The organism is Streptomyces sp. NRRL S-495 (assembly GCF_000966955.1).
In the GTDB taxonomy this organism is placed as follows: Bacteria; Actinomycetota; Actinomycetes; order Streptomycetales; family Streptomycetaceae; genus Kitasatospora; species Kitasatospora purpeofusca.
In genome coordinates this window covers 1-18,299 of sequence record NZ_JZWY01000086.1, presented here as the reverse complement: position 1 = coordinate 18,299, position 18,299 = coordinate 1, and the positions used below count along the sequence as shown (strand labels likewise).

Annotated in this window: 20 protein-coding genes and 1 tRNA gene; 13 read left to right on the top strand and 8 right to left on the bottom strand. The window is 72.1% G+C overall.

Going from position 1 to position 18,299, the window contains the following annotated elements:
- Positions 1-43: 43 nt before the first annotated feature.
- Both VR45_RS06230 and VR45_RS06225 read right to left on the bottom strand, forming a co-directional pair.
- Positions 44-634, bottom strand: coding sequence for an isochorismatase family protein (locus VR45_RS06230; RefSeq protein ID WP_045938666.1), 591 nt, complete (start codon positions 632-634; stop codon positions 44-46).
- Positions 635-849: 215 nt separating this feature from the next.
- Complete coding sequence (locus VR45_RS06225) at positions 850-2,166, bottom strand: nicotinate phosphoribosyltransferase (protein WP_045938665.1); 1,317 nt, start codon at positions 2,164-2,166, stop codon at positions 850-852.
- 264 nt (positions 2,167-2,430) lie between these two features.
- Here VR45_RS06225 and clpS point away from each other — a divergent pair, with 264 nt between their 5' ends.
- The 9 genes from clpS (at position 2,431) to VR45_RS06180 (ending at position 8,600) form a co-directional block, all read left to right on the top strand.
- Positions 2,431-2,724, top strand: coding sequence for an ATP-dependent Clp protease adapter ClpS (gene clpS, locus VR45_RS06220; RefSeq protein ID WP_030394235.1), 294 nt, complete (start codon positions 2,431-2,433; stop codon positions 2,722-2,724).
- A gap of 82 nt (positions 2,725-2,806) precedes the next feature.
- Positions 2,807-3,382, top strand: coding sequence for a DUF2017 domain-containing protein (locus tag VR45_RS06215; protein WP_045938664.1), 576 nt, complete (start codon positions 2,807-2,809; stop codon positions 3,380-3,382).
- A gap of 226 nt (positions 3,383-3,608) precedes the next feature.
- Positions 3,609-5,063 (top strand): amino acid permease, encoded by a 1,455-nt coding sequence (locus tag VR45_RS06210; RefSeq protein WP_045938663.1) that lies wholly within the window; start codon positions 3,609-3,611, stop codon positions 5,061-5,063.
- A gap of 65 nt (positions 5,064-5,128) precedes the next feature.
- Positions 5,129-5,560, top strand: a complete 432-nt coding sequence (locus VR45_RS06205) for a M67 family metallopeptidase (protein ID WP_045938662.1) — start codon at positions 5,129-5,131, stop codon at positions 5,558-5,560.
- Between the two features lie 149 nt (positions 5,561-5,709).
- Positions 5,710-5,829 carry a putative leader peptide gene (locus VR45_RS50465; protein ID WP_317621128.1) on the top strand — a complete coding sequence of 40 codons (120 nt, stop codon included), beginning with the start codon at positions 5,710-5,712 and terminating at the stop codon, positions 5,827-5,829.
- Positions 5,830-5,932: 103 nt separating this feature from the next.
- Positions 5,933-6,211 (top strand): MoaD/ThiS family protein, encoded by a 279-nt coding sequence (locus tag VR45_RS06195; protein WP_045938660.1) that lies wholly within the window; start codon positions 5,933-5,935, stop codon positions 6,209-6,211.
- A 91-nt stretch (positions 6,212-6,302) separates the two neighbouring features.
- Entirely contained in the window at positions 6,303-7,271 is a 969-nt protein-coding gene (locus VR45_RS06190; RefSeq protein WP_045938659.1) for a cysteine synthase, read from the top strand.
- Positions 7,272-7,428: 157 nt separating this feature from the next.
- A complete protein-coding gene (locus tag VR45_RS06185) occupies positions 7,429-7,620 on the top strand; it encodes a MerR family transcriptional regulator (RefSeq protein WP_045938658.1) in 192 nt (63 codons plus the stop codon).
- 233 nt (positions 7,621-7,853) lie between these two features.
- On the top strand, positions 7,854-8,600 hold the full coding sequence (locus VR45_RS06180; protein ID WP_045938657.1) for an MBL fold metallo-hydrolase: 747 nt from the start codon (positions 7,854-7,856) through the stop codon (positions 8,598-8,600).
- Positions 8,601-8,678: 78 nt separating this feature from the next.
- Here VR45_RS06180 and VR45_RS06175 read toward each other — a convergent pair whose 3' ends face one another.
- The 4 genes from VR45_RS06175 to VR45_RS06160 form a co-directional block, all read right to left on the bottom strand.
- The gene (locus VR45_RS06175) at positions 8,679-9,968 is read right to left on the bottom strand and encodes an NtaA/DmoA family FMN-dependent monooxygenase (protein WP_045938656.1); all 1,290 of its coding nucleotides are present in this window, start codon (positions 9,966-9,968) and stop codon (positions 8,679-8,681) included.
- Entirely contained in the window at positions 9,965-11,071 is a 1,107-nt protein-coding gene (locus VR45_RS06170; protein WP_063772417.1) for an LLM class flavin-dependent oxidoreductase, read from the bottom strand. The genes VR45_RS06175 and VR45_RS06170 overlap by 4 nt, the downstream gene beginning before the upstream one ends.
- A 511-nt stretch (positions 11,072-11,582) precedes the next feature.
- A complete protein-coding gene (locus VR45_RS06165; RefSeq protein ID WP_045938655.1) occupies positions 11,583-12,860 on the bottom strand; it encodes a PTS transporter subunit EIIC in 1,278 nt (425 codons plus the stop codon).
- A gap of 395 nt (positions 12,861-13,255) precedes the next feature.
- The gene (locus VR45_RS06160; RefSeq protein ID WP_045938654.1) at positions 13,256-14,545 is read right to left on the bottom strand and encodes a PTS transporter subunit EIIC; all 1,290 of its coding nucleotides are present in this window, start codon (positions 14,543-14,545) and stop codon (positions 13,256-13,258) included.
- Positions 14,546-14,925: 380 nt separating this feature from the next.
- On the opposite strand from VR45_RS06160, the gene VR45_RS06155 reads away from it, so the two are divergent.
- From VR45_RS06155 to rdgB, 4 genes are all read left to right on the top strand, one after another.
- Positions 14,926-15,159, top strand: coding sequence for a PTS glucose/sucrose transporter subunit IIB (locus VR45_RS06155; RefSeq protein WP_045938653.1), 234 nt, complete (start codon positions 14,926-14,928; stop codon positions 15,157-15,159).
- Positions 15,160-15,337: 178 nt separating this feature from the next.
- Complete coding sequence (rph, locus tag VR45_RS06150) at positions 15,338-16,072, top strand: ribonuclease PH (protein ID WP_045938652.1); 735 nt, start codon at positions 15,338-15,340, stop codon at positions 16,070-16,072.
- Positions 16,073-16,255: 183 nt separating this feature from the next.
- Complete coding sequence (locus VR45_RS06145; protein ID WP_149030570.1) at positions 16,256-16,645, top strand: hypothetical protein; 390 nt, start codon at positions 16,256-16,258, stop codon at positions 16,643-16,645.
- A 37-nt stretch (positions 16,646-16,682) separates the two neighbouring features.
- A complete protein-coding gene (rdgB, locus tag VR45_RS06140) occupies positions 16,683-17,288 on the top strand; it encodes an RdgB/HAM1 family non-canonical purine NTP pyrophosphatase (RefSeq protein ID WP_045938651.1) in 606 nt (201 codons plus the stop codon).
- A gap of 75 nt (positions 17,289-17,363) precedes the next feature.
- Here rdgB and VR45_RS06135 read toward each other — a convergent pair.
- Positions 17,364-17,448 (bottom strand) — tRNA-Leu (locus tag VR45_RS06135).
- 62 nt (positions 17,449-17,510) lie between these two features.
- Positions 17,511-18,149, bottom strand: a complete 639-nt coding sequence (locus tag VR45_RS06130) for an HNH endonuclease signature motif containing protein (RefSeq protein ID WP_045938650.1) — start codon at positions 18,147-18,149, stop codon at positions 17,511-17,513.
- Positions 18,150-18,299 lie beyond the last annotated feature (150 nt).

Here is an 18,299-nt window from a genome sequence, read left to right as displayed (position 1 = left end):
GCGCGGCCGCCGGAAGGTCCGAACAGTCGGGACGGGGCCCGGCTCAGCCCCCGACCATCGGGGTGCCGACCAGCTCCACCCCGGCCGCCCGCAGCTCGTCCAGCGCGGCGGCGGTGGTCGGCGCGGCCACCCCGGCGGTGAGGTCGAGCAGTACCCGGGTGCGGAACCCGGCCCGCGCCGCGTCCAGTGCGGTGGCCTTGACGCAGTGGTCGGTGGCGATCCCGACCACGTCCACCTCGGTGACCTGCCGCTCGCGCAGCCACTCCGTGGGCCCCCGGTCGTTCTCGTCCACGCCCTCGAAGCCGCTGTAGGCCGCGGCGTAGGCGCCCTTGTCGAAGACCGCCTCGATCGCGCCGGAGGTGACGGAGGGCGCGAAGTTCGGGTGGAAGCCGACCCCTTCGGTACCCGCGACGCAGTGCACCGGCCAGCTGTGCACGAAGTCGGGCTCGTCGGAGAAGTGGTCGCCCGGGTCGATGTGGTTGTCCCGGGTGGCGAGGATGTGCCGGTAGCCGGGGGCGGACTCGGCGATGAGGTCGGTGATCGCGGCGGCCACCTCGGCCCCGCCCGCGACGGCCAGGCTGCCGCCCTCGCAGAAGTCGTTCTGCACGTCGACGACGATCAGTGCCCGGTGCATGGCTGGTATTCCTCGGTCCGGTGGGGTCCTGCGGAGGACGTGGGGAGGGGGCGTGAGGGGACCTCAGGCCCTGTGTGAGGGGAACTCTACGGTCGACTGTAGGCAGTGGCATCCGGGGGCGGAAGGCCCGGGGAGGGCCCGGCCCGTCGGCCCGTGGACGAACCGTCGCGCCGACCGGCGCCGCGCGGACCCGCCCCGCCCCGCCGACCCCGGAGTCACACCTGCAGCTCGGTCGCCAGCACCGGATCGCCCTTGGAGAGCTGGGTCGCCGACAGCGGCAGCGCCGCCCGGGCCCGGACGTGCCGCTCGCGCGCGGCCTCCAGCGGCTCCCGGCCGACCACCTCGCCGGCCTTGACCAGCGGCACCTGCACCAGGTGCGGGGCCAGCTCGGCCGGGACCGGTCCGGTGCCGACCACCTCGGCGTCGGCGACGCCGTCCGCGTCCGGCCGCCGGGCGGCCCACTTGCGCCCGCCGACACTGGTCTTGCCGCCGGCCGAGCGCTTGGCGACCGGGACCAGCGGCCCGTCCGGACCGGCCGCCCGGGCGACCAGCTTGTAGACCATCGCGCAGGTCGGGTGCCCGCTGCCGGTGACCAGGCTGGTGCCGACGCCGTAGCCGTCCACCGGGGCGGCGGCGAGCGCGGCGATCGCGTACTCGTCGAGGTCGGAGGTGACGATGATCCGGGTGCCGGTGGCGCCGAGCTCGTCCAACTGGCGGCGGACCCGGTGGGCGAGCAGCGTGAGGTCGCCGGAGTCGATCCGCACGGCGCCCAGCTCGGGGCCGGCCACCTCGACGGCGGTGCGCACGGCCTCCCGCAGGTCGTAGGTGTCGACCAGCAGGGTGGTGCCCCGGCCCATCGAGTCGATCTGCGCCCGGAAGGCGTCCCGCTCGCTGTCGTGGACGAGGGTGAAGGCGTGCGCCGCGGTCCCGGTGGTCGGGATGCCGTAGGTGAAGCCGGCCTCCAGGTCGGAGGTGGCGGTGAAGCCGGCCACGTAGGCGGCGCGGGCGGCGGTGACGGCGGCCCGCTCGTGCGCGCGCCGGGCGCCCATCTCGATCACCGGGCGCCCGCCGGCCGCGGAGGTCATCCGGGAGGCGGCGGCGGCGATCGCCGAATCGTGGTTGAGGATCGAGAGGATCACCGTCTCCAGGATCACCGCCTCGGCGAAGCTGCCCTCGACGGTGAGCAGCGGGGAGCCGGGGAAGTAGACCTCGCCCTCGGGGTAGCCGTGGATGTCGCCGGTGAACCGGTAGTCGGCGAGGTAGCGCAGGGTCTCCTCGTCGACGATCCGCTCGCCGGCGAGCCAGTCGAGCTGGGCGGAGGTGAAGCGGAAGCTCTCCACGGCGTCCAGGACCCGGCCGGTGCCGGCGACCACGCCGTAGCGCCGGCCCGCGGGCAGCCTGCGGGTGAACACCTCGAAGACGGAGCGGCGGTGCGCCGCCCCGCTGCGCAGGGCGGCCTGGAGCATGGTGAGCTCGTAGCGGTCGGTGAGCAGCGCGGTCGAGCCGGCCGCAGTCACGGAAGTGGCGTCCATGAGGATGATGCTACTACCCCTTAGCGTCAGAGTGACGATTTCTCGTGGCGGATCGTCGGCGGGCGCGTCGGCGGGCCTCTCGCGGGCCCCTCGCGGGCGGGCCGGGGACGGTCCGCGGGCGGGCCGGGACCGGGTCGTGGGGCCGGGGGCGGAATCGCCCCGAGGTCCCCCGGATGGCAGCATGGGGCTGAAGGGGCACGTGCAAACCACGTGACGGCCAGGTGGGAGCCACCTGGAGAGCCAGGCGACAGGAGGGACCCCGCGGTGAGTGTCGCGCCCGTGGAGATCGAGCGCCCGGAGGTCGAGGGCGTACCGGTGGCGGAACCGGACACCCCCTGGGTCACCATCGTGCACAACGACCCGGTCAACCTGATGAGCTACGTCCAGTACGTCTTCCAGGCCTACTTCGGCTATCCGAAGGACAAGGCCAGGAAGCTCATGATGGAGGTGCACACCAAGGGCCGGTCCGTGGTCTCCAGCGGCTCGCGCGAGGAGATGGAGCGCGACGTGCAGGCGATGCACGGCTACGGTCTCTGGGCCACCCTGCAGCACGACTGAGGCCGCGGCGCCCGCTGGGGTGACAGTGGTGACGACGGCGACGATGACGGCGACGAAGACGAAGACGGGCTGACCGATACCGATGGCTGGGTTGTTCGAGAGTGCCGGTGACGGGGGCGCGGTGCTCGCGCTGGACGAGCTGGAGGCCTCCATCCTGCGCTCGCTGGAAGTGCAGATGCTGGAGCTGATCGGGCCGGGCCCGGGCGGGGACGGCGGTGACCCGCTGGCGGCGCTGTTCGCGGAGGGGCCGACCGAGGCGCCCGCGGACCCGGCGCTGGCGCGGCTCTTCCCCGATGCCTACGGGGATCCCGCCGGACCGGCCGACCCGGAGGCCCGGGAGGCGGCCGGGGAGTTCCGCCGCTTCACCGAGCCGGACCTGCGGACCCGCAAGCGGGAGGACGCGCTGTACACCGTGCGCACCCTGGACGGCCTGGGCGGCGAGGACGGGACGGTCGAGCTCGACGTCGTCGGGTGCCGGCACTGGCTGGGCGCGCTCAACGACCTGCGGCTGACCCTCGGGGTCCGCCTGGACGTCACCGACGAGGACGAGCGGGGCCTCTACGAGCTGCCGGACAGCGACGACCGCAAGCCGCTGGTGATGGCCTACCTGTGGCTCGGCGCGCTGCAGGAGTCGCTGCTGGAGGCGATGGCCGGCTGAGCCGCCGGGGCACCCCAGGAGCGGCCGCCCCGGTTCGAAGCAGGCCCCGGCCGCCCGTCCGCATGCTGGACGGGCGGTCGGGGCTTTTCCGGTCAAAACGGGCGAAACCCTATCGGGACATGCTCAAATATCGCTCAGATGGACACCGCTGTCCGGATCGGGCGTGGTACGACTGCTCCCCATCCCCACGAGTCCCACCACGAGAACCCATCCAGGACGGTGCACCATGGCCGAACGGCTCTACGACGAGGTCGTCGACGCGAAACCGGACGAGGAGGGCTACGAGCGGGGGCTCGGCAGCCGCCAGATCCAGATGATCGCGATCGGCGGCGCGATCGGCACCGGACTCTTCCTCGGCGCCGGCACCGCGATCTCCAAGTCCGGCCCCAGCCTGATCCTCTCCTACGCCGTCGCCGGTGTGGTGATCTTCGTGATCATGCGGGCACTCGGCGAACTCCTCACCTACCGCCCGGTCTCCGGCAGTTTCGCCGAGTACGCGCGGGAGTTCCTCGGCCCCTTCGCCGGCTATGTGACCGGCTGGACGTACTGGCTGTTCTGGGTGGTCACCGGCATGGCGGAGACCACCGCCGCGGCCGTCTACGTCCGCTTCTGGGCACCCGACATCCCGCAGTGGCTCAGCGCGCTGGTCTTCCTGGTGATCCTCTACGGGGCCAACCTGATCTCGGTGAAGCTCTTCGGCGAGATCGAGTTCTGGTTCTCCATGGTCAAGGTCACCGCCATCATCGGCATGATCCTGATCGGCATCGGCGTCCTCACCCTGGGCTTCAGCGACGCCGGCGACACCGCCTCGATCACCCACCTGTGGGAGAACGGCGGCTTCTTCCCCAAGGGCATCGGCGCCACCGTGATGACCCTGCAGATCGTCATGTTCGCCTACCTGGGCGTCGAACTCGTCGGCGTCACCGCCGGGGAGAGCGAGAACCCGCAGAAGACCCTCCCGCGCGCCATCAACACCCTGCCCTGGCGGATCGCGCTGTTCTACATCGGCGCCCTGGTGATCATCCTCTCGCTGGTGCCGTGGACCGAGTTCCAGCCCGGCGTCAGCCCGTTCGTCGCCGCCTTCGGCAAGATCGGCATCCCCGCCGCGGCCGGCATCATCAACTTCGTGGTGCTCACCGCCGCGCTCTCCTCCTGCAACTCCGGCATGTACTCCACCGGCCGGATGCTGCGCGACCTCGCGCTGCGCGGCCAGGCCCCCGGACGGCTGACCAAGCTCAACTCCCGCCGCACGCCGTCCGTCGCGATCACCCTCTCCTGCCTGCTGATGGGCGCCGGCGTGGTGCTCAACGCCCTCGTCCCGGCCCGCGCGTTCGAGTACATCACCTCGGTCGCCACCGTCTGCGGCCTGTGGACCTGGGCGATGATCCTCATCTGCCAGATCCGCTACCGGAAGGCCTGGCAGGGCGGCCACCTGCCGCCGCCCAGCTTCAAGGCCCCCGGCGGCCTCTGGAGCAGCTGGGCCTCGCTCGCCTTCCTCGTCCTCGTGGTCGTCCTGATCGCCCTGGACGAGGACAACCGGATCTCGTTGTACGTCTTCCCGGTCTGGGCGGTCCTGCTCGTGGCCGGCTACCAGGTGCTCAAGCGCCGCCGCCCCGAGGCGGTGCACGCGGTCGCGCACGACCACCTGCACGCGGCCGGCGACGGCGCCGACACGCACTGAGACGGCACCCCCGGCCGTCGTGGACGCCCCGGCGGTGATCCGCCGGGGCGTGGCATCCTGACGCCATGCTGACCATCACCCGAGAACTGCGCGACGCGATCGTCGCCCACGCCCGCGCCGACCACCCGGACGAGGCCTGCGGTGTGGTCGCCGGTCCGGAAGGCAGCGGCCGCCCCGAGCGGTTCGTCCCGATGCTCAACGCCGCCCGCTCGCCCACGTTCTACGAGTTCGACTCGGGCGACCTGCTGAAGCTCTACCGTGAGATGGACGACCGGGACGAGGAGCCCGTGATCGTCTACCACTCCCACACCGCCACCGAGGCCTACCCCTCGCGCACCGACGTGAGCTACGCCTCCGAGCCGAACGCCCACTACGTCCTGGTCTCCACCGCCGAGGGCAACGGCACCGAAGACCCGTACGAGTTCCGCTCGTTCCGCATCGTGGACGGTGTGATCACGGAGGAAGACGTCCAGGTCGTCGAGGCCCACCAGGCCTGACCCGCACCCACCTGGGCGAGGCCCGCCGACCTCCGCGAGTGGTCGGCGGGCCACTGCTGTTCCCGGGCCGTCTCGACATGAGGGACGAAACCATCCGGATGTCGGGACGGGCATGGAGGAGCGGGCCCGGGAATCTATACGATGAGCCCATGCGTTCCGTCGATGTGAGCAACCAGGCCCCGGGCACCCGCCTCGTGGCGCGCCTGCACATCGACCTGTGCCGGCACGCCGGCGCGATCTGTCCCGGTACGCCGGCGCGCTCGCGCTGAGCCGCCCGTCCCGGCCCGCCGCGGATCCCACCGCCCCGGGCCGTCACGCCCTGCCGCGCCCGCTGCGGCCCACCCACCTCACGACTCGCACAGGAGCGCACCCATGGCCATCGAGGTCCGCATCCCGACCATCCTCCGCACCTACACCGACGGCGCCAAGGCCGTCGAGGGCACCGGCAGCAACCTCGGGGAACTCTTCCAGGACCTGGACGCCCGCCACCCGGGCATCGCCGGCCGCCTGCTGGACGGCGGCGAGCTGCGCCGCTTCGTCAACGTCTACCTGAACGACGAGGACGTGCGCTTCCTGGAGGGCATCTCGACCGCCCTCGCCGACGGCGACAGCGTCACCATCCTGCCCGCCGTCGCCGGCGGCGCCCGCTGACACCCCGCCCGCCCCGGCCCGGCGCTCCGCCCGGGCCGGGGCGGGCTCCGCCCGACCGGACCCGACCACACCGCCGCCGCCGGAGGACCCCTTGCGTTACGACAGCCCGCTCGAAGCCGTCGGCAACACCCCGCTGGTCCGCCTGCCCCGGCTGTCCGCCGCGGTCCCCGGCAACACCGACGGCCCGGTCACCCTGTGGGCGAAGCTGGAGGACCGCAACCCCACCGGCTCCATCAAGGACCGCCCGGCCCTGCACATGATCGAGCGCGCCGAGGCCGACGGCCGGCTCACCCCCGGCTGCACGATCCTCGAACCCACCAGCGGCAACACCGGTATCTCGCTCGCCATGGCGGCCAAGCTCAAGGGCTACCGGATGGTCTGCGTCATGCCCGAGAACACCAGCGAGGAACGGCGCGAACTGCTCCGCATGTGGGGCGCCGAGATCATCCCCTCGCCCGCCGCCGGCGGCTCCAACACCGCCGTCCGGATCGCCAAGGAGATCGCCGCCGAGCACCCCGACTGGGTCATGCTCTACCAGTACGGCAACCCCGACAACGCCGGCGCCCACTACGCCACCACCGGCCCCGAGATCCTCGCCGACCTGCCCACCGTCACCCACTTCGTGGCCGGACTCGGCACCACCGGCACCCTCATGGGCGTCGGCCGCTTCCTGCGCGAGAAGGTCCCCGGCGTGCGGATCGTCGCCGCCGAACCGCGCTACGACGACCTGGTCTACGGGCTGCGCAACCTCGACGAGGGCTTCGTCCCCGAGCTGTACGACGCCGAGGTGCTGACCACCCGCTTCTCGGTCGGCTCCGCCGACGCCGTCCGCCGCACCCGCGAACTCCTCCAGGAGGAGGGCATCTTCGCCGGGGTGTCCACCGGCGCGATCCTGCACGCGGCGATCGGCGTCGGCCGCAAGGCCGCCCAGGCCGGCGAGCGCGCCGACATCGTGTTCGTGGTCGCGGACGGTGGCTGGAAGTACCTCTCCACCGGCATCTACACCGCCGAGTCCACCGAGGCCGCCGTCGAGGCGCTGCAGGGCCAGCTCTGGGCCTGAAACCTCCACCGCCCCGGTCGTGACGATCGGGGATTTGTCCGTACCGTGCTCCCGGTTCGTCACGGTACGACCACGGTGGCCGTTCCGGTGCGGGGCCGCCGCCCGGCGTGGAAAGGCTGCTCACGAACGTCTCCCCACGCACCAGCGGAGGTGGCCCGTGAGTCGCAGTACCGACCTGTGGTCGTACGTCGAGATCGCCCGTCACATCAACGTCCAGCCGGAGACCGTCCGCAACTACCGGCGGCACGGCCTGCTCCCCGAACCCGACCTGGTCGACGGCGGCGGCCACCCGCGCTGGTACCCCGAGACCGTCCGCGCCTGGGCCCGCCGCCGCCCCGGCCACCGCTGAGGGTCCACCGCCGGGCCGCCCCGGCCGGTGCCGGAGCACCACCGGCGCACCGTCCGTCCCCCGTCCCCCCGGCGTTCTGGTGATTCCAGCCACAGCACGGCACGGAGACGGGGGCAAAGTGCCGCTCCGCCCTTACTCTCGACAACACGCGCAGGGCAGCGCCTCCGGCCGGTACTCCCGGCCCGCTGTCATGACCAGCGGCAGCCAGGACGTGTCGGGGCGGAGGGGCTCGGATGAAACTGACCGTGGTGGGGTGCTCGGGGAGCTTCCCGTCGGCCGACTCGCCGTGCTCCAGCTACCTCGTGGAGGCCGACGGCTACCGGGTCGTGCTCGACCTCGGCAACGGCGCGCTCGGCGCCCTCCAGAAGTACGCCTCGATCTACGAGGTCGACGCGATCCTGCTCAGCCATCTGCACGCGGACCACTGCATCGACCTCTGCGCCTACTGGGTCGCCCGCAACTACCGGGCCGAGGGCTGCCCCGAGCCGATGCCCGTCTACGGCCCGGCCGGCACCGCCGAACGGATGGCCCGCGCCTACGACATGCCGGAGAACCCGGGGATGAAGGAGGTGTTCGAGTTCCGCACCCTCACCCCGGGCCGCTTCGACCTCGGTCCCTTCCGGATCGACGTCGCCCAGGTCAACCACCCCGTCGACGCCTTCGCCTTCCGGCTCGAGCACGGCGGCCGCAGCCTGGTCTACTCCGGCGACACCGGGGAGAGCGCCGAACTCGTCGAGCTCGCCCGGGACGCCGACCTCTTCCTCTGCGAGGCCGCCTACCTGGACGGCCGGGACACCTACCGGGCCGTGCACCTCAACGGCCGCGAGGCGGGCGAGCACGCCACCGCGGCCGGCGCCCGCCGGCTCGTGCTCACCCACATCCCGCCGTGGACGGACGCCGAGCTCAACCGGCGGGACGCGGCCGCCGCCTATCCCGGGCCGGTCGAGATCGCCCGGGCCGGGGCGGTCTACGAGATCTGAGCCCCCCGGCCGGGCCGCCGCCGGGGACCTGCCCCGGCAGCGACCCCCGACGGTGGCCCGACGGCGGCCCCGACGGGCTCAGCGGCGGCCGGGGACCGGCAGGCCGAGGTGGTCGCGCAGGGTCGTCCCGGTGTACTCGGTGCGGAACACCCCGCGCTCCTGGAGCAGCGGCACCACCCGGTCCACGAACTCGTCCAGCCCGCCCGGGGTGAGGTGGGGGACGAGGATGAAGCCGTCCGCGGCGTCGCTCTGCACATGGCGGTCGATCTGCTCGGCCACGCTCCGCGGGGTACCGATGAAGGACTGCCGGCCGGTCACCTCGATCACCAGCTCGCGGCTGCTGAGCCCCTTCGCGGCGGCCACCGCCCGCCACTCGGCGGCGATCTCCAGCGGATCGCCGAGCGAGGTCCGCCCCTGGACCAGCCCGGAGCCGCGCACCGGGTCGACGTCCGGCAGCGGGCCGTCCACGTCGTGGCCGGAGAGGTCGACGCCCCAGACCTGTTCCAGGTAGGCGATGGCGGTGGCCGGACTCACTTGGGCGCGGCGGATCGCGGCGGCCCGTTCGACCGCCTCCTCCTCGGTGTCGCCCAGCACCCAGGTCACCCCGGGCATGATCTTCAGCTCGTCGGGCTTGCGCCCGTACGCGGCCAGCCGCCGCTTGACGTCGGCGTGGAAGGCCTGTCCGGCGGCCAGGGTGGAGTGCCGGCTGAAGACCACGTCGGCGGTGGCGGCGGCGAACTCGCGGCCCTCGTCGGAGTCCCCGGCCTGGATCACCACCGGGTGGCCCTGCGGCGGCCGGGGCACCGAGAGGGTGCCCTCGACGTCGAACTGCGGACCCTGGTGGCGGACCGTGCCGGCGCCCGCCGCGTCCCAGAACTCCCGGGCCAGCTGCACGAATTCGGCGGCCCGGGTGTAGCGGTCGGCGCGGTCGAGGTAGCCGCCGCGGCGGAAGTTCTCACCGGTGAAGGCGTCCGAGGAGGTGACCACGTTCCAGGCGGCGCGGCCGCCGGAGAGGTGGTCCAGCGAGGCGAAGCGGCGGGCCAGTTCGTACGGCTCGTTGAAGGTGGCGTTGACGGTCGCGGCCAGCCCCAGACGGGTGGTGACGGCGGCGAGCGCGGCCAGCACGGTGATCGACTCGGGGCGGCCCAGCACGTCCAGGTCGTGGATCCGGCCCTTGACCTCGCGCAGCCGCAGGCCCTCGGCGAGGAAGAGGAAGTCGAACCGGCCGCGCTCGGCGGTGGCGGCGAGGTGGCGGAAGGACTCGAAGGCGATCTGGCTGCCGGCGGCCGGATCGGTCCACACCGTGGTGTTGTTGACGCCGGGGAAGTGCGCGGCGAGGTGGATCTGCTTGAGCGGACGGTCCGTCATCGGGTCACCTCGGCGGTCGCGGCGGGGCGGGTGGGCGTACCGGCGGTGGCGGGCGTTCCGGCGGCGGATATGTCGGTGGTGGTGGTGCTGGCGGCGCTGCTGGTGGCGGCGGACGCGTAGCGGCTGGCGGGCCGGGCCAGCCCGAGCCGGTCGCGCAGGGTGCGGCCGGTGTAGCCGGTGCGGAACAGGCCGCGCTCGCGCAGGGCCGGCACCACGTGGTCGGCGAGCACCGCGAGGTCGCGGGCGGGATCGGCGGGCACCAGGTGGAAGCCGTCGACCCCGCCGCCGCCCTCGGTGGCCTCGGTGAGCAGGGCGGCGGTCGCGGCGGCGGTGGTGAGCGCGACCGGGATCCGGGCCAGGATCCGCAGCGCCTCGCCGCCGCGCAGCCGCAGCTCGGTGGCGGCGGTCAGCCGGGTGGCCCGGTCGGGGGCGTCGAGCAGGACGACGTCCGCGTGGCGGGCGGCGGTGGCGACCCGGGCGCGGCCGCCGGGGCCGGCGTCCGGTGCGAGGTCGGCGGCGGCGACGGTGACCGCGATCACCGGGCGGCCCTGCGGCGGGCGGGGGGTGATGGACGGCCCCCGGACCGAGAAGTACGGGCCCTCGAAGTCGATGTGGTGCAGTTTGGCGCGGTCGACGAAGCGGCCGGTGGCGGCGTCGCGGATCTCCGCGTCGTCCTCCCAGCTGTCCCAGAGCCGGGAGGCGGCGTCGGCGGCGTCGGCGGCCTCGGCCCAGAGCTCCTCGGCGGGGGCGGTGCCCCGGCGGCCGAAGGCCCTGGCCTCGGCCTCGGTGTCGGAGACCCCGACCAGCCAGCCGGCCCGGCCCTCGCTGACCCAGTCCAGGGTGTTGACCGCGATCGAGGTGTGGAAGGGCTCGGTGTGGGTGGTGGTGACGGTCGGGACCAGTCCGAGGCCGCTGGTGACCGGGGCGAGCCGGGCGAAGGTCGCCAGCGCGTCGAGCCGGCCGGGTTCGGGGGTGTAGGAGTCGTCGAGGGTGACGAAGTCGAGGGCGGCCCGTTCGGCGAGCCGGGCGAGGTCGGTGAAGTGGGCGGCGTCGAACCGGCCGGGGCTGTCGAGGGCGGCGGAAAGGTGCAGTTGGCGGGGCATGGGTGGCCTTGACTTTCCTCGTACGGAAGCGGTGCGTGCGGCGGTCGCGGACCGGCCCGCGACCCGTGCCCAGCGGCCCGGACGCGGTGGGGCGGCCGGGGCGGGTACGGGGACGGGCGGTGCGGACGGGCACGGGGCCGCGCGCCCGGGGCACGGGCGGGCGCGGGGGAGGGGAGGAACGGCCGGGCGCGGCGGGAGGTCAGCCGGGCGTCGGCGCGGGGAGCGCTCGGGTCAGCCGCGACACGCCGCGGACCACACGCGACCGAAGTCGATGTGGCTGCGGGTCACCAGCGGGTGGGAGGCGTTCACCGCCCCAGTTGACCAGCGCCCTCGCCGGTTCGTCAACCGTCGTCCCAGCGGGTGGCCACCTCCGTGGACACCCGGTTAGCCGCTTCCAGGTACGTGGGAAGCCCGCCCCGGGCATGCGGAACGGCCCCGCCCCGCCACCCGGGGGAGCGGGTGGCGGGGCGGGGCCGTGAGCGGCGTGCGGGTGGTTCCGGGCGTCGGGCGGTCAGGCCTTGGTGACGTCCTCGATCTCGTCCTCGTCCTCGCGGCCGGGGGTCTTGAGGTCGAACTTCACGATCGCGAAGCGGAAGAGGAAGTAGTACAGCGCGGCGAACGCCAGGCCGAGCGGGATGATCATCCACGGGTCGGTGGCCTTGCTCCAGGCAAGCGCGTAGTCGATCAGACCGCCGGAGAAGGTGAAGCCGTCGTGCACGCCGAGCGCCCAGGTGACGGCCATCGAGACGGCGGTCAGCAGCGCGTGGATGACGTACAGCACCGGGGCGATGAAGACGAAGGAGAACTCGATCGGCTCGGTGACACCGGTCACGAAGGAGGTCAGGGCCAGCGACAGCATCATGCCGGTGACGGCCTTGCGGCGGTGCGGCTTGGCGGTGTGGGCGATCGCGAAGGCGGCGGCCGGGAGGGCGAACATCATGATCGGGAAGAAGCCCGACATGAACTGTCCGGCGGTCGGGTCGCCGGCGAAGAAGCGGGTCAGGTCGCCGTGCACGACGGTGCCGTCGGGCTTGGTGAAGTCACCGGTCTGGAACCAGGCGTAGGAGTTGACGAACTGGTGCATGCCGACCGGCAGCAGACCGCGGTTGACCAGGCCGAACGCGCCGGCGCCGACGGCGCCCGCACCGATGAGGGTGTCGTTCAGGCTCTTGATCGCGTCACCGATGGGGCCCCAGGTCAGGGCGAAGAACACACCGACGGCGGTGCCGACGAAGGCCATCATGATCGGGACCAGGCGGCGGCCGTTGAAGAAGCCGAGCCAGTCGACCAGCTTGGTGCGGTGGTACTTCTGCCACAGCACGGCGCTGAGCAGGCCGATCACGATGCCGCCGAGCACACCGGGGTTCTGGTAGGTGGCGGGGACCCACTTGCCGTCGGCGATGTGGCCCTCGGCGATCGGGAACGCGGTGAGCACGTTCTTGTAGACCAGGAAGCCGACCAGGGCGGCCAGGGCGGTCGAGCCGTCGGCCTTCTTGGCGAAGCCGATGGCGATGCCGACCGCGAAGAGCAGCGGCAGGTTGTCGAAGACGCCGTTGCCCGCGGCGGCGAACACCGCGGCGACCTTGTCCCAGCCGAGGCCGTCCTTGCCGAAGACGTCGTCCTGGCCCAGTCGCATCAGCAGACCGGCGGCGGGGAGGACGGCGATGGGCAGCTGGAGGCTGCGGCCGATCTTCTGCAGGCCCTGGAGCAGGTTCTGGCCGAACTTCTTGGCGGGACTGGGCGTGGCCGGAGCCGTGGCGGGCGCCGGTGCCTGCGCAGACTGACTCATGGGGGTGGATTCCTTACGGCAAGGGCGGGTCGGTCGGGGGGAGGGCACAGGGGGCCGAACCGCGAACTGGTCTACACCACACGTGGTGTAGACCAGTTTTGTAGCACGGGTGGAGGGGGCGGGGAACCCTCGAAAGCGGTGCTGATGGGAAGCGCTATGAAATCGAAACCTACTTGCGGATCAACGATCTTGATTACCCGCCGTGATTGGTATTTTGGCTAATTGCGCAACAAAAAGCCGACGGCCCCCGGGACTCCCCGGCAGGTCACCGATGGCTCGTCACCGGTGACGGTCCGGCGTTCCGCACCGGGACCATCGGCCCGGGCCGGATATGCCGAAGGCCCCCGGACCAAGGGTCCGGGGGCCTTTTCGGATTGGCGGCGGTGACGCTCGGTTTATGCCTTGGTCACGTCCTCGACCTCGCTCTCGTCCTCCCGCCCCGGAGTTTTCAGGTCGAATTTCACGATGATGAAGCGGAAGAGCGCGTAGTACACGGCGGCGAAGCAGAGGCCGATGACGATGATCAGCCAGGGCTTGGTGGCGAGGCTCCAGTTGATCGCGTAGTCGATCAGACCGGCCGAGAAGCTGAAGCCGTCGTGCACCCCCAGCCCCCAGGTGACCGCCATCGAGACACCGGTCAGCAGGGCGTGCACCGCGTACAGCACCGGGGCGATGTAGGCGAAGGAGTACTCGATCGGCTCGGTGACGCCGGTCACGAAGGAGGTCAGGCCCAGCGAGACCATCAGGCCGTAGATCTCCTTGCGCCGGTGCGGCTTGGCCGCGTGCGCGATGGCCAGCGCGCACGCCGGCAGCGCGAACATCATGATCGGGAAGAAGCCGGACTGGAACTGGCCGGCCGTCGGGTCCCCGCCCAGGAAGCGCGGGATGTCGCCGTGCACGATCGTGCCGTCCGGCTTGGTGAACTCGCCGAACTGGAACCAGACGAAGGTGTTCAGCAGCTGGTGCATGCCGATCAGCAGCAGGGCCCGGTTGGCCACGCCGAAGATGCCCGCGCCGACCGACCCCAGGTCGGCCAGGGTCTGGCTGAAGTCGTTCAGGGCCCGCCCGATCGGCGGCCAGACCCACAGCGCCAGGCAGGCCAGGACCATCCCGACCAGGGCGGTGATCATCGGCACCAGGCGGCGGCCGTTGAAGAAGCCCAGCCAGTCGACCAGCCGGGTGCGGTGGAAGCGCACCCAGAGCCAGGCCGTCATCAGGCCGATCAGGATGCCGCCCAGCACCCCGGGGTTCTGGTACGTCGCGGCGGCCGCCTTCGCCGAGGTGTAGTCCACGCACTGGTCGCTGACCAGCACCGTCGGCGGCTGGCAGTGCTCGGGGAAGGCGTGCAGCACCCGGTAGAAGACGAGGAAGCCGACCACCGCGGCGAGCGCGGTCGAGCCGTCGGCCTTCTTGGCCATGCCGATCGCGACACCGACGCAGAACAGCATCGGCAGACCGAGCGAGGAGTCCAGCAGCGCACCGCCCGCCGCGGCGAAGACCTTGGCGACGTCGTCCCAGCCCAGGCCGTCCTTGCCGAAGACGTCGGGCTGCCCGAGCCGGTTGAGGATGCCGGCGGCCGGGAGCACCGCCACCGGCAGCTGGAGCGAGCGGCCCATCTTCTGGAGTCCGCCGTAGAAGGTGTGCCACCACGTGCTCTGCGACGCCGCGGCGCCTGCCGAACTCATCCTTCGCCCTCCGAGTGCGGTTGCCGTCCGGTGGTCCCCGGCGGGACCTCGGGCGGGGACCGGGAACACCCGGGGCCCTTCCTGCGTTCATCGGGGTACACATATATTGGTGTAGACCACTTTGGGACGCAGTCCGCGCACCGGGAGACCGGCCCCGCTGCTCGTCATCCTCGGGTGCCGACCAGGGGTATGCGCGTCGAAGTGGGCCAAAAGTGGACTAACGTGACATATCGGTCCGGATCACGTCATGCTGGTCGCGCTGCTCCGACAGCACGCCACGGCACGACCGACCACTGACCACGCGTCACCCGCGACCGAGGTCACCGCGCAGGACGGCACCCGGCAGAGCAGCCGACGAGCCGAGACAGAGGGAGAAAGCAATGGCCAGCAAGGCTGAGAAGATCGTCGCCGGTCTCGGCGGCATCGACAACATCGAAGAGGTCGAGGGCTGCATCACCCGCCTTCGCACCGAGGTCAAGGACGCCTCCCTCGTCGACGAGGCCGCGCTGAAGGCCGCCGGCGCCCACGGCGTCGTCAAGATGGGCACCGCGATCCAGGTCGTCATCGGCACCGACGCCGACCCGATCGCCGGCGAGATCGAGGACATGATGTGAGCTGAGCCCACCGGCTCGCTCCACCCGGCGTCCCGCGCCACCCGGCCCCGGCCTCCGCGCCCGCGCCACCCCGGCCCCGCGCCACCTCGGCCCCCGCGCCACCCGGCCCGCCGACCCCTCCGGTCGGCGGGCCGAGGCACGCCGGGACGCCCCCCACAACCGACTACGCTCGGTGCCTATGTCACGCATCGACGGCCGCACCCCCGACCAGCTCCGCCCCGTCACCATCGAACGGGGCTGGAGCAAGCACGCCGAAGGCTCCGTCCTCATCTCCTACGGCGACACCAAGGTGCTGTGCACCGCCAGCGTCACCGAGGGCGTCCCCCGCTGGCGCAAGGGCAGCGGCGAAGGCTGGGTCACCGCCGAGTACTCCATGCTCCCGCGCGCCACCAACACCCGCGGCGACCGCGAATCCGTCAAGGGCCGCCTCGGCGGCCGCACCCACGAGATCAGCCGCCTCATCGGCCGCTCGCTGCGCGCCGTCGTCGACCACCGCGCCCTCGCCGAGAACACCATCGTCCTCGACTGCGACGTCCTCCAGGCCGACGGCGGCACCCGCACCGCCGCCATCACCGGCGCCTACGTCGCCCTCGTCGACGCCGTCGGCTGGGCCCGCGAGCGCAAGCTCCTCCGCGCCAAGGGCAAGCCGATCACCGGCGGGGTCAGCGCCGTCAGCGTCGGCATCATCGACGGCACCCCCATGCTCGACCTCCGCTACGAGGAGGACGTCCGCGCCGAGACCGACATGAACATCGTCTGCACCTCCGACGGCCGCTTCGTCGAGGTCCAGGGCACCGCCGAAGGCGCCCCCTTCGACCGCGCCCTGCTCGACCAGCTGCTGGACCTCGGCACCATCGGCTGCGCCGAGCTCGACGAGGTCCAGCGCAAGGTCCTCGGCGAGCTGGAGAGCTGACGCCGGCACGCCCCGCATACCGGTTCCATTTCGGTTCCGCGAAATCCCCCGGGCTCCGGACCAGGCCGCTGTACACGCCGGGTCCGGAGCCCGTACGGTTCCCGCAGCACCCCGTTCCGGGAACCGCGCACCCCTCAGCGCGCGTCCTTCCCTTCCGGATACCCGCGCACCCAGGAGGACCGGATGCCCCAGAGCATTGCCCGCCCCACCATGCTCGCCGTGGCCGGCCTGATCGCCATCCTCCCCCTCAGCGCGGTCAGTTGCTCCGCAGCCCAGAAGGCACTCGACTGCGGCAACACCGCCGTCAAGATCACCGGGGACATCAACGAGGTCAGCAACGCCTACAGCAACGCGAGCAACGACTCGGCCGCCGCCGGGCAGGCGCTGCAGAAGCTCAAGAACGACCTCGACCAGCTCGGCAAGAACTCCAAGGACACCGACGTCGTCCAGGCCATCAACGACCTCAACACCCAGGTCGACAAGGTCCAGCAGGCCGTCAACAACAAGCAGGTCCCGGACTTCAAGCCGCTCGGCAACGCCGCCTCCAACCTCACCAAGGTCTGCACCGGCTGACGAGGGCTCACGGCCCCTGTCCGTTTAGGGTGGATCCATGACCACCCGACTCATCCTCGCCACCCGCAACCAGCACAAGGTCGCCGAACTCCGCGACATCCTCGGCGACGCCGGCCTGGACGTCGAACTGGTCGGCGCCGACGCCTACCCGGAGATCCCCGACGTCCCCGAGACCGGCATCACCTTCGCCGAGAACGCCCTGCTCAAGGCACACGCCCTGGCCCGCGCCACCGGACTGCCCGCCGTCGCCGACGACTCCGGCCTCTGCGTCGACGTCCTGGGCGGCGCCCCCGGCATCCTCTCCGCCCGCTGGTCCGGCAAGCACGGCGACGACCGCGCCAACCTCGACCTGCTGCTCGCCCAGCTCTCCGACATCGCCCCCGAGCACCGCGGCGCCCACTTCTTCTGCGCCGCCGCCCTCGCCCTGCCGGACGGCACCGAGCGCGTCGTCGAGGGCCGCCTGCTCGGCACCCTGCGCACCGCCCCGGCGGGCGACGGCGGCTTCGGCTACGACCCGATCCTCCAGCCCCTCGGCGAGACCCGCACCTGCGCCGAACTGACCCCCGCCGAGAAGAACGCCATCAGTCACCGCGGCCAGGCCTTCCGCGCCCTCGCCCCGGTCGTGAAGGACCTGATCGGCTGATCCGGAACCCCGTGAACGACGAAGGCCCGCCCCGAAGATCGATTCGGGGCGGGCCTTCGATTTGATGCCGATACCTGGTGCGGCCGAAGGGATTCGAACCCTCAAGCCCTCACGGGCCAACGGACCTAAACCGTCTGCGTCGCCTCTGCGCCACGGCCGCCTGTCCTGCTGGCCATCATGGTACTGGGCTCGCGGAACCGTCGGCACCTTCCGATCGGCCGGTTACGGCCGGGGGCTCTTCCGTCGGCAGTACGTGGCGGTGATGGCGTGGCAGTTCGGGCAGAGCAGCCGGAGGTTGTCCGGCCGGTTGTCGGACCAGTCCCCGTTGATGTGGTCCACTTCCAAGGTCAACGGGCGTCCCCGCCACTCGGGGCCGGTGCCGCATCCCTCGCAGAGTTCCGGTCGGCCGAGTTCGGCCAGTGCGGCGCGGATGCGGTGGCCGGGCAGGCGCTTCGCCTCCGGGGGACGCTGGACCAGTATCTCGTTGGGCGGGAGCCGTCTGGTCGAGTGCTTGCCGCGGTTGTGGGCCTGCCCGGTGAAGTGCGAGGTGTCTATGCCGAGGGCCTTGATCCGGCGCCCGATGTGCGCCTGGGTGCCACCGGCCTGTCGCAGCTGGAGGTGGCGTACGGTCCCGGCGATGCTGTGCGAGGCGTCGACCGCCTCCTGGAGGAGCTCCCGGGTGTAGACGCTTCCCCCGGGGTGGAAGTGCGAGGTGTCGACGGCGAACTCGGTCAGCTTCCGCCGCAGGTACTTGCGGCGGTCCTTGTTCGGCTCCCTGCCCAGCGCGACGAGCATCTCGTCGAGCGATGCGGCGGCCGAGGCCTTCTCCGCGAGCAGGTCACGGGTGTACTCGGCAGGCATGGTGCTCCCCCTTCGGGCTCGTGTGTGCCCGTCCCCCGTGTGTGCGAACGAGTGTGGGGGTGATCGGTTACGGGCTGCCTCCGGTGGGGTGTTCCGGGAGGTCGGAGGGGTGGTGGGGCGCGTGGGGGCGGTGGGGTCGGGGTGACGGGT

Coding starts and splice junctions, on each gene's coding strand:
- VR45_RS06195 (WP_045938660.1), top strand. CDS start 5,933: ATGGCCATCGAGGTCCGCATCCCGACCATCCTCCGCACCTACACCGAC.
- VR45_RS50465 (WP_317621128.1), top strand. CDS start 5,710: ATGCGTTCCGTCGATGTGAGCAACCAGGCCCCGGGCACCCGCCTCGTG.
- VR45_RS06215 (WP_045938664.1), top strand. CDS start 2,807: ATGGCTGGGTTGTTCGAGAGTGCCGGTGACGGGGGCGCGGTGCTCGCG.
- VR45_RS06210 (WP_045938663.1), top strand. CDS start 3,609: ATGGCCGAACGGCTCTACGACGAGGTCGTCGACGCGAAACCGGACGAG.
- VR45_RS06170 (WP_063772417.1), bottom strand. CDS start 11,071: ATGCCCCGCCAACTGCACCTTTCCGCCGCCCTCGACAGCCCCGGCCGG.
- VR45_RS06160 (WP_045938654.1), bottom strand. CDS start 14,545: ATGAGTTCGGCAGGCGCCGCGGCGTCGCAGAGCACGTGGTGGCACACC.
- rdgB (WP_045938651.1), top strand. CDS start 16,683: ATGACCACCCGACTCATCCTCGCCACCCGCAACCAGCACAAGGTCGCC.
- VR45_RS06180 (WP_045938657.1), top strand. CDS start 7,854: ATGAAACTGACCGTGGTGGGGTGCTCGGGGAGCTTCCCGTCGGCCGAC.
- VR45_RS06175 (WP_045938656.1), bottom strand. CDS start 9,968: ATGACGGACCGTCCGCTCAAGCAGATCCACCTCGCCGCGCACTTCCCC.
- VR45_RS06145 (WP_149030570.1), top strand. CDS start 16,256: ATGCCCCAGAGCATTGCCCGCCCCACCATGCTCGCCGTGGCCGGCCTG.
- VR45_RS06155 (WP_045938653.1), top strand. CDS start 14,926: ATGGCCAGCAAGGCTGAGAAGATCGTCGCCGGTCTCGGCGGCATCGAC.
- VR45_RS06205 (WP_045938662.1), top strand. CDS start 5,129: ATGCTGACCATCACCCGAGAACTGCGCGACGCGATCGTCGCCCACGCC.
- VR45_RS06225 (WP_045938665.1), bottom strand. CDS start 2,166: ATGGACGCCACTTCCGTGACTGCGGCCGGCTCGACCGCGCTGCTCACC.
- VR45_RS06230 (WP_045938666.1), bottom strand. CDS start 634: ATGCACCGGGCACTGATCGTCGTCGACGTGCAGAACGACTTCTGCGAG.
- rph (WP_045938652.1), top strand. CDS start 15,338: ATGTCACGCATCGACGGCCGCACCCCCGACCAGCTCCGCCCCGTCACC.
- VR45_RS06165 (WP_045938655.1), bottom strand. CDS start 12,860: ATGAGTCAGTCTGCGCAGGCACCGGCGCCCGCCACGGCTCCGGCCACG.
- VR45_RS06130 (WP_045938650.1), bottom strand. CDS start 18,149: ATGCCTGCCGAGTACACCCGTGACCTGCTCGCGGAGAAGGCCTCGGCC.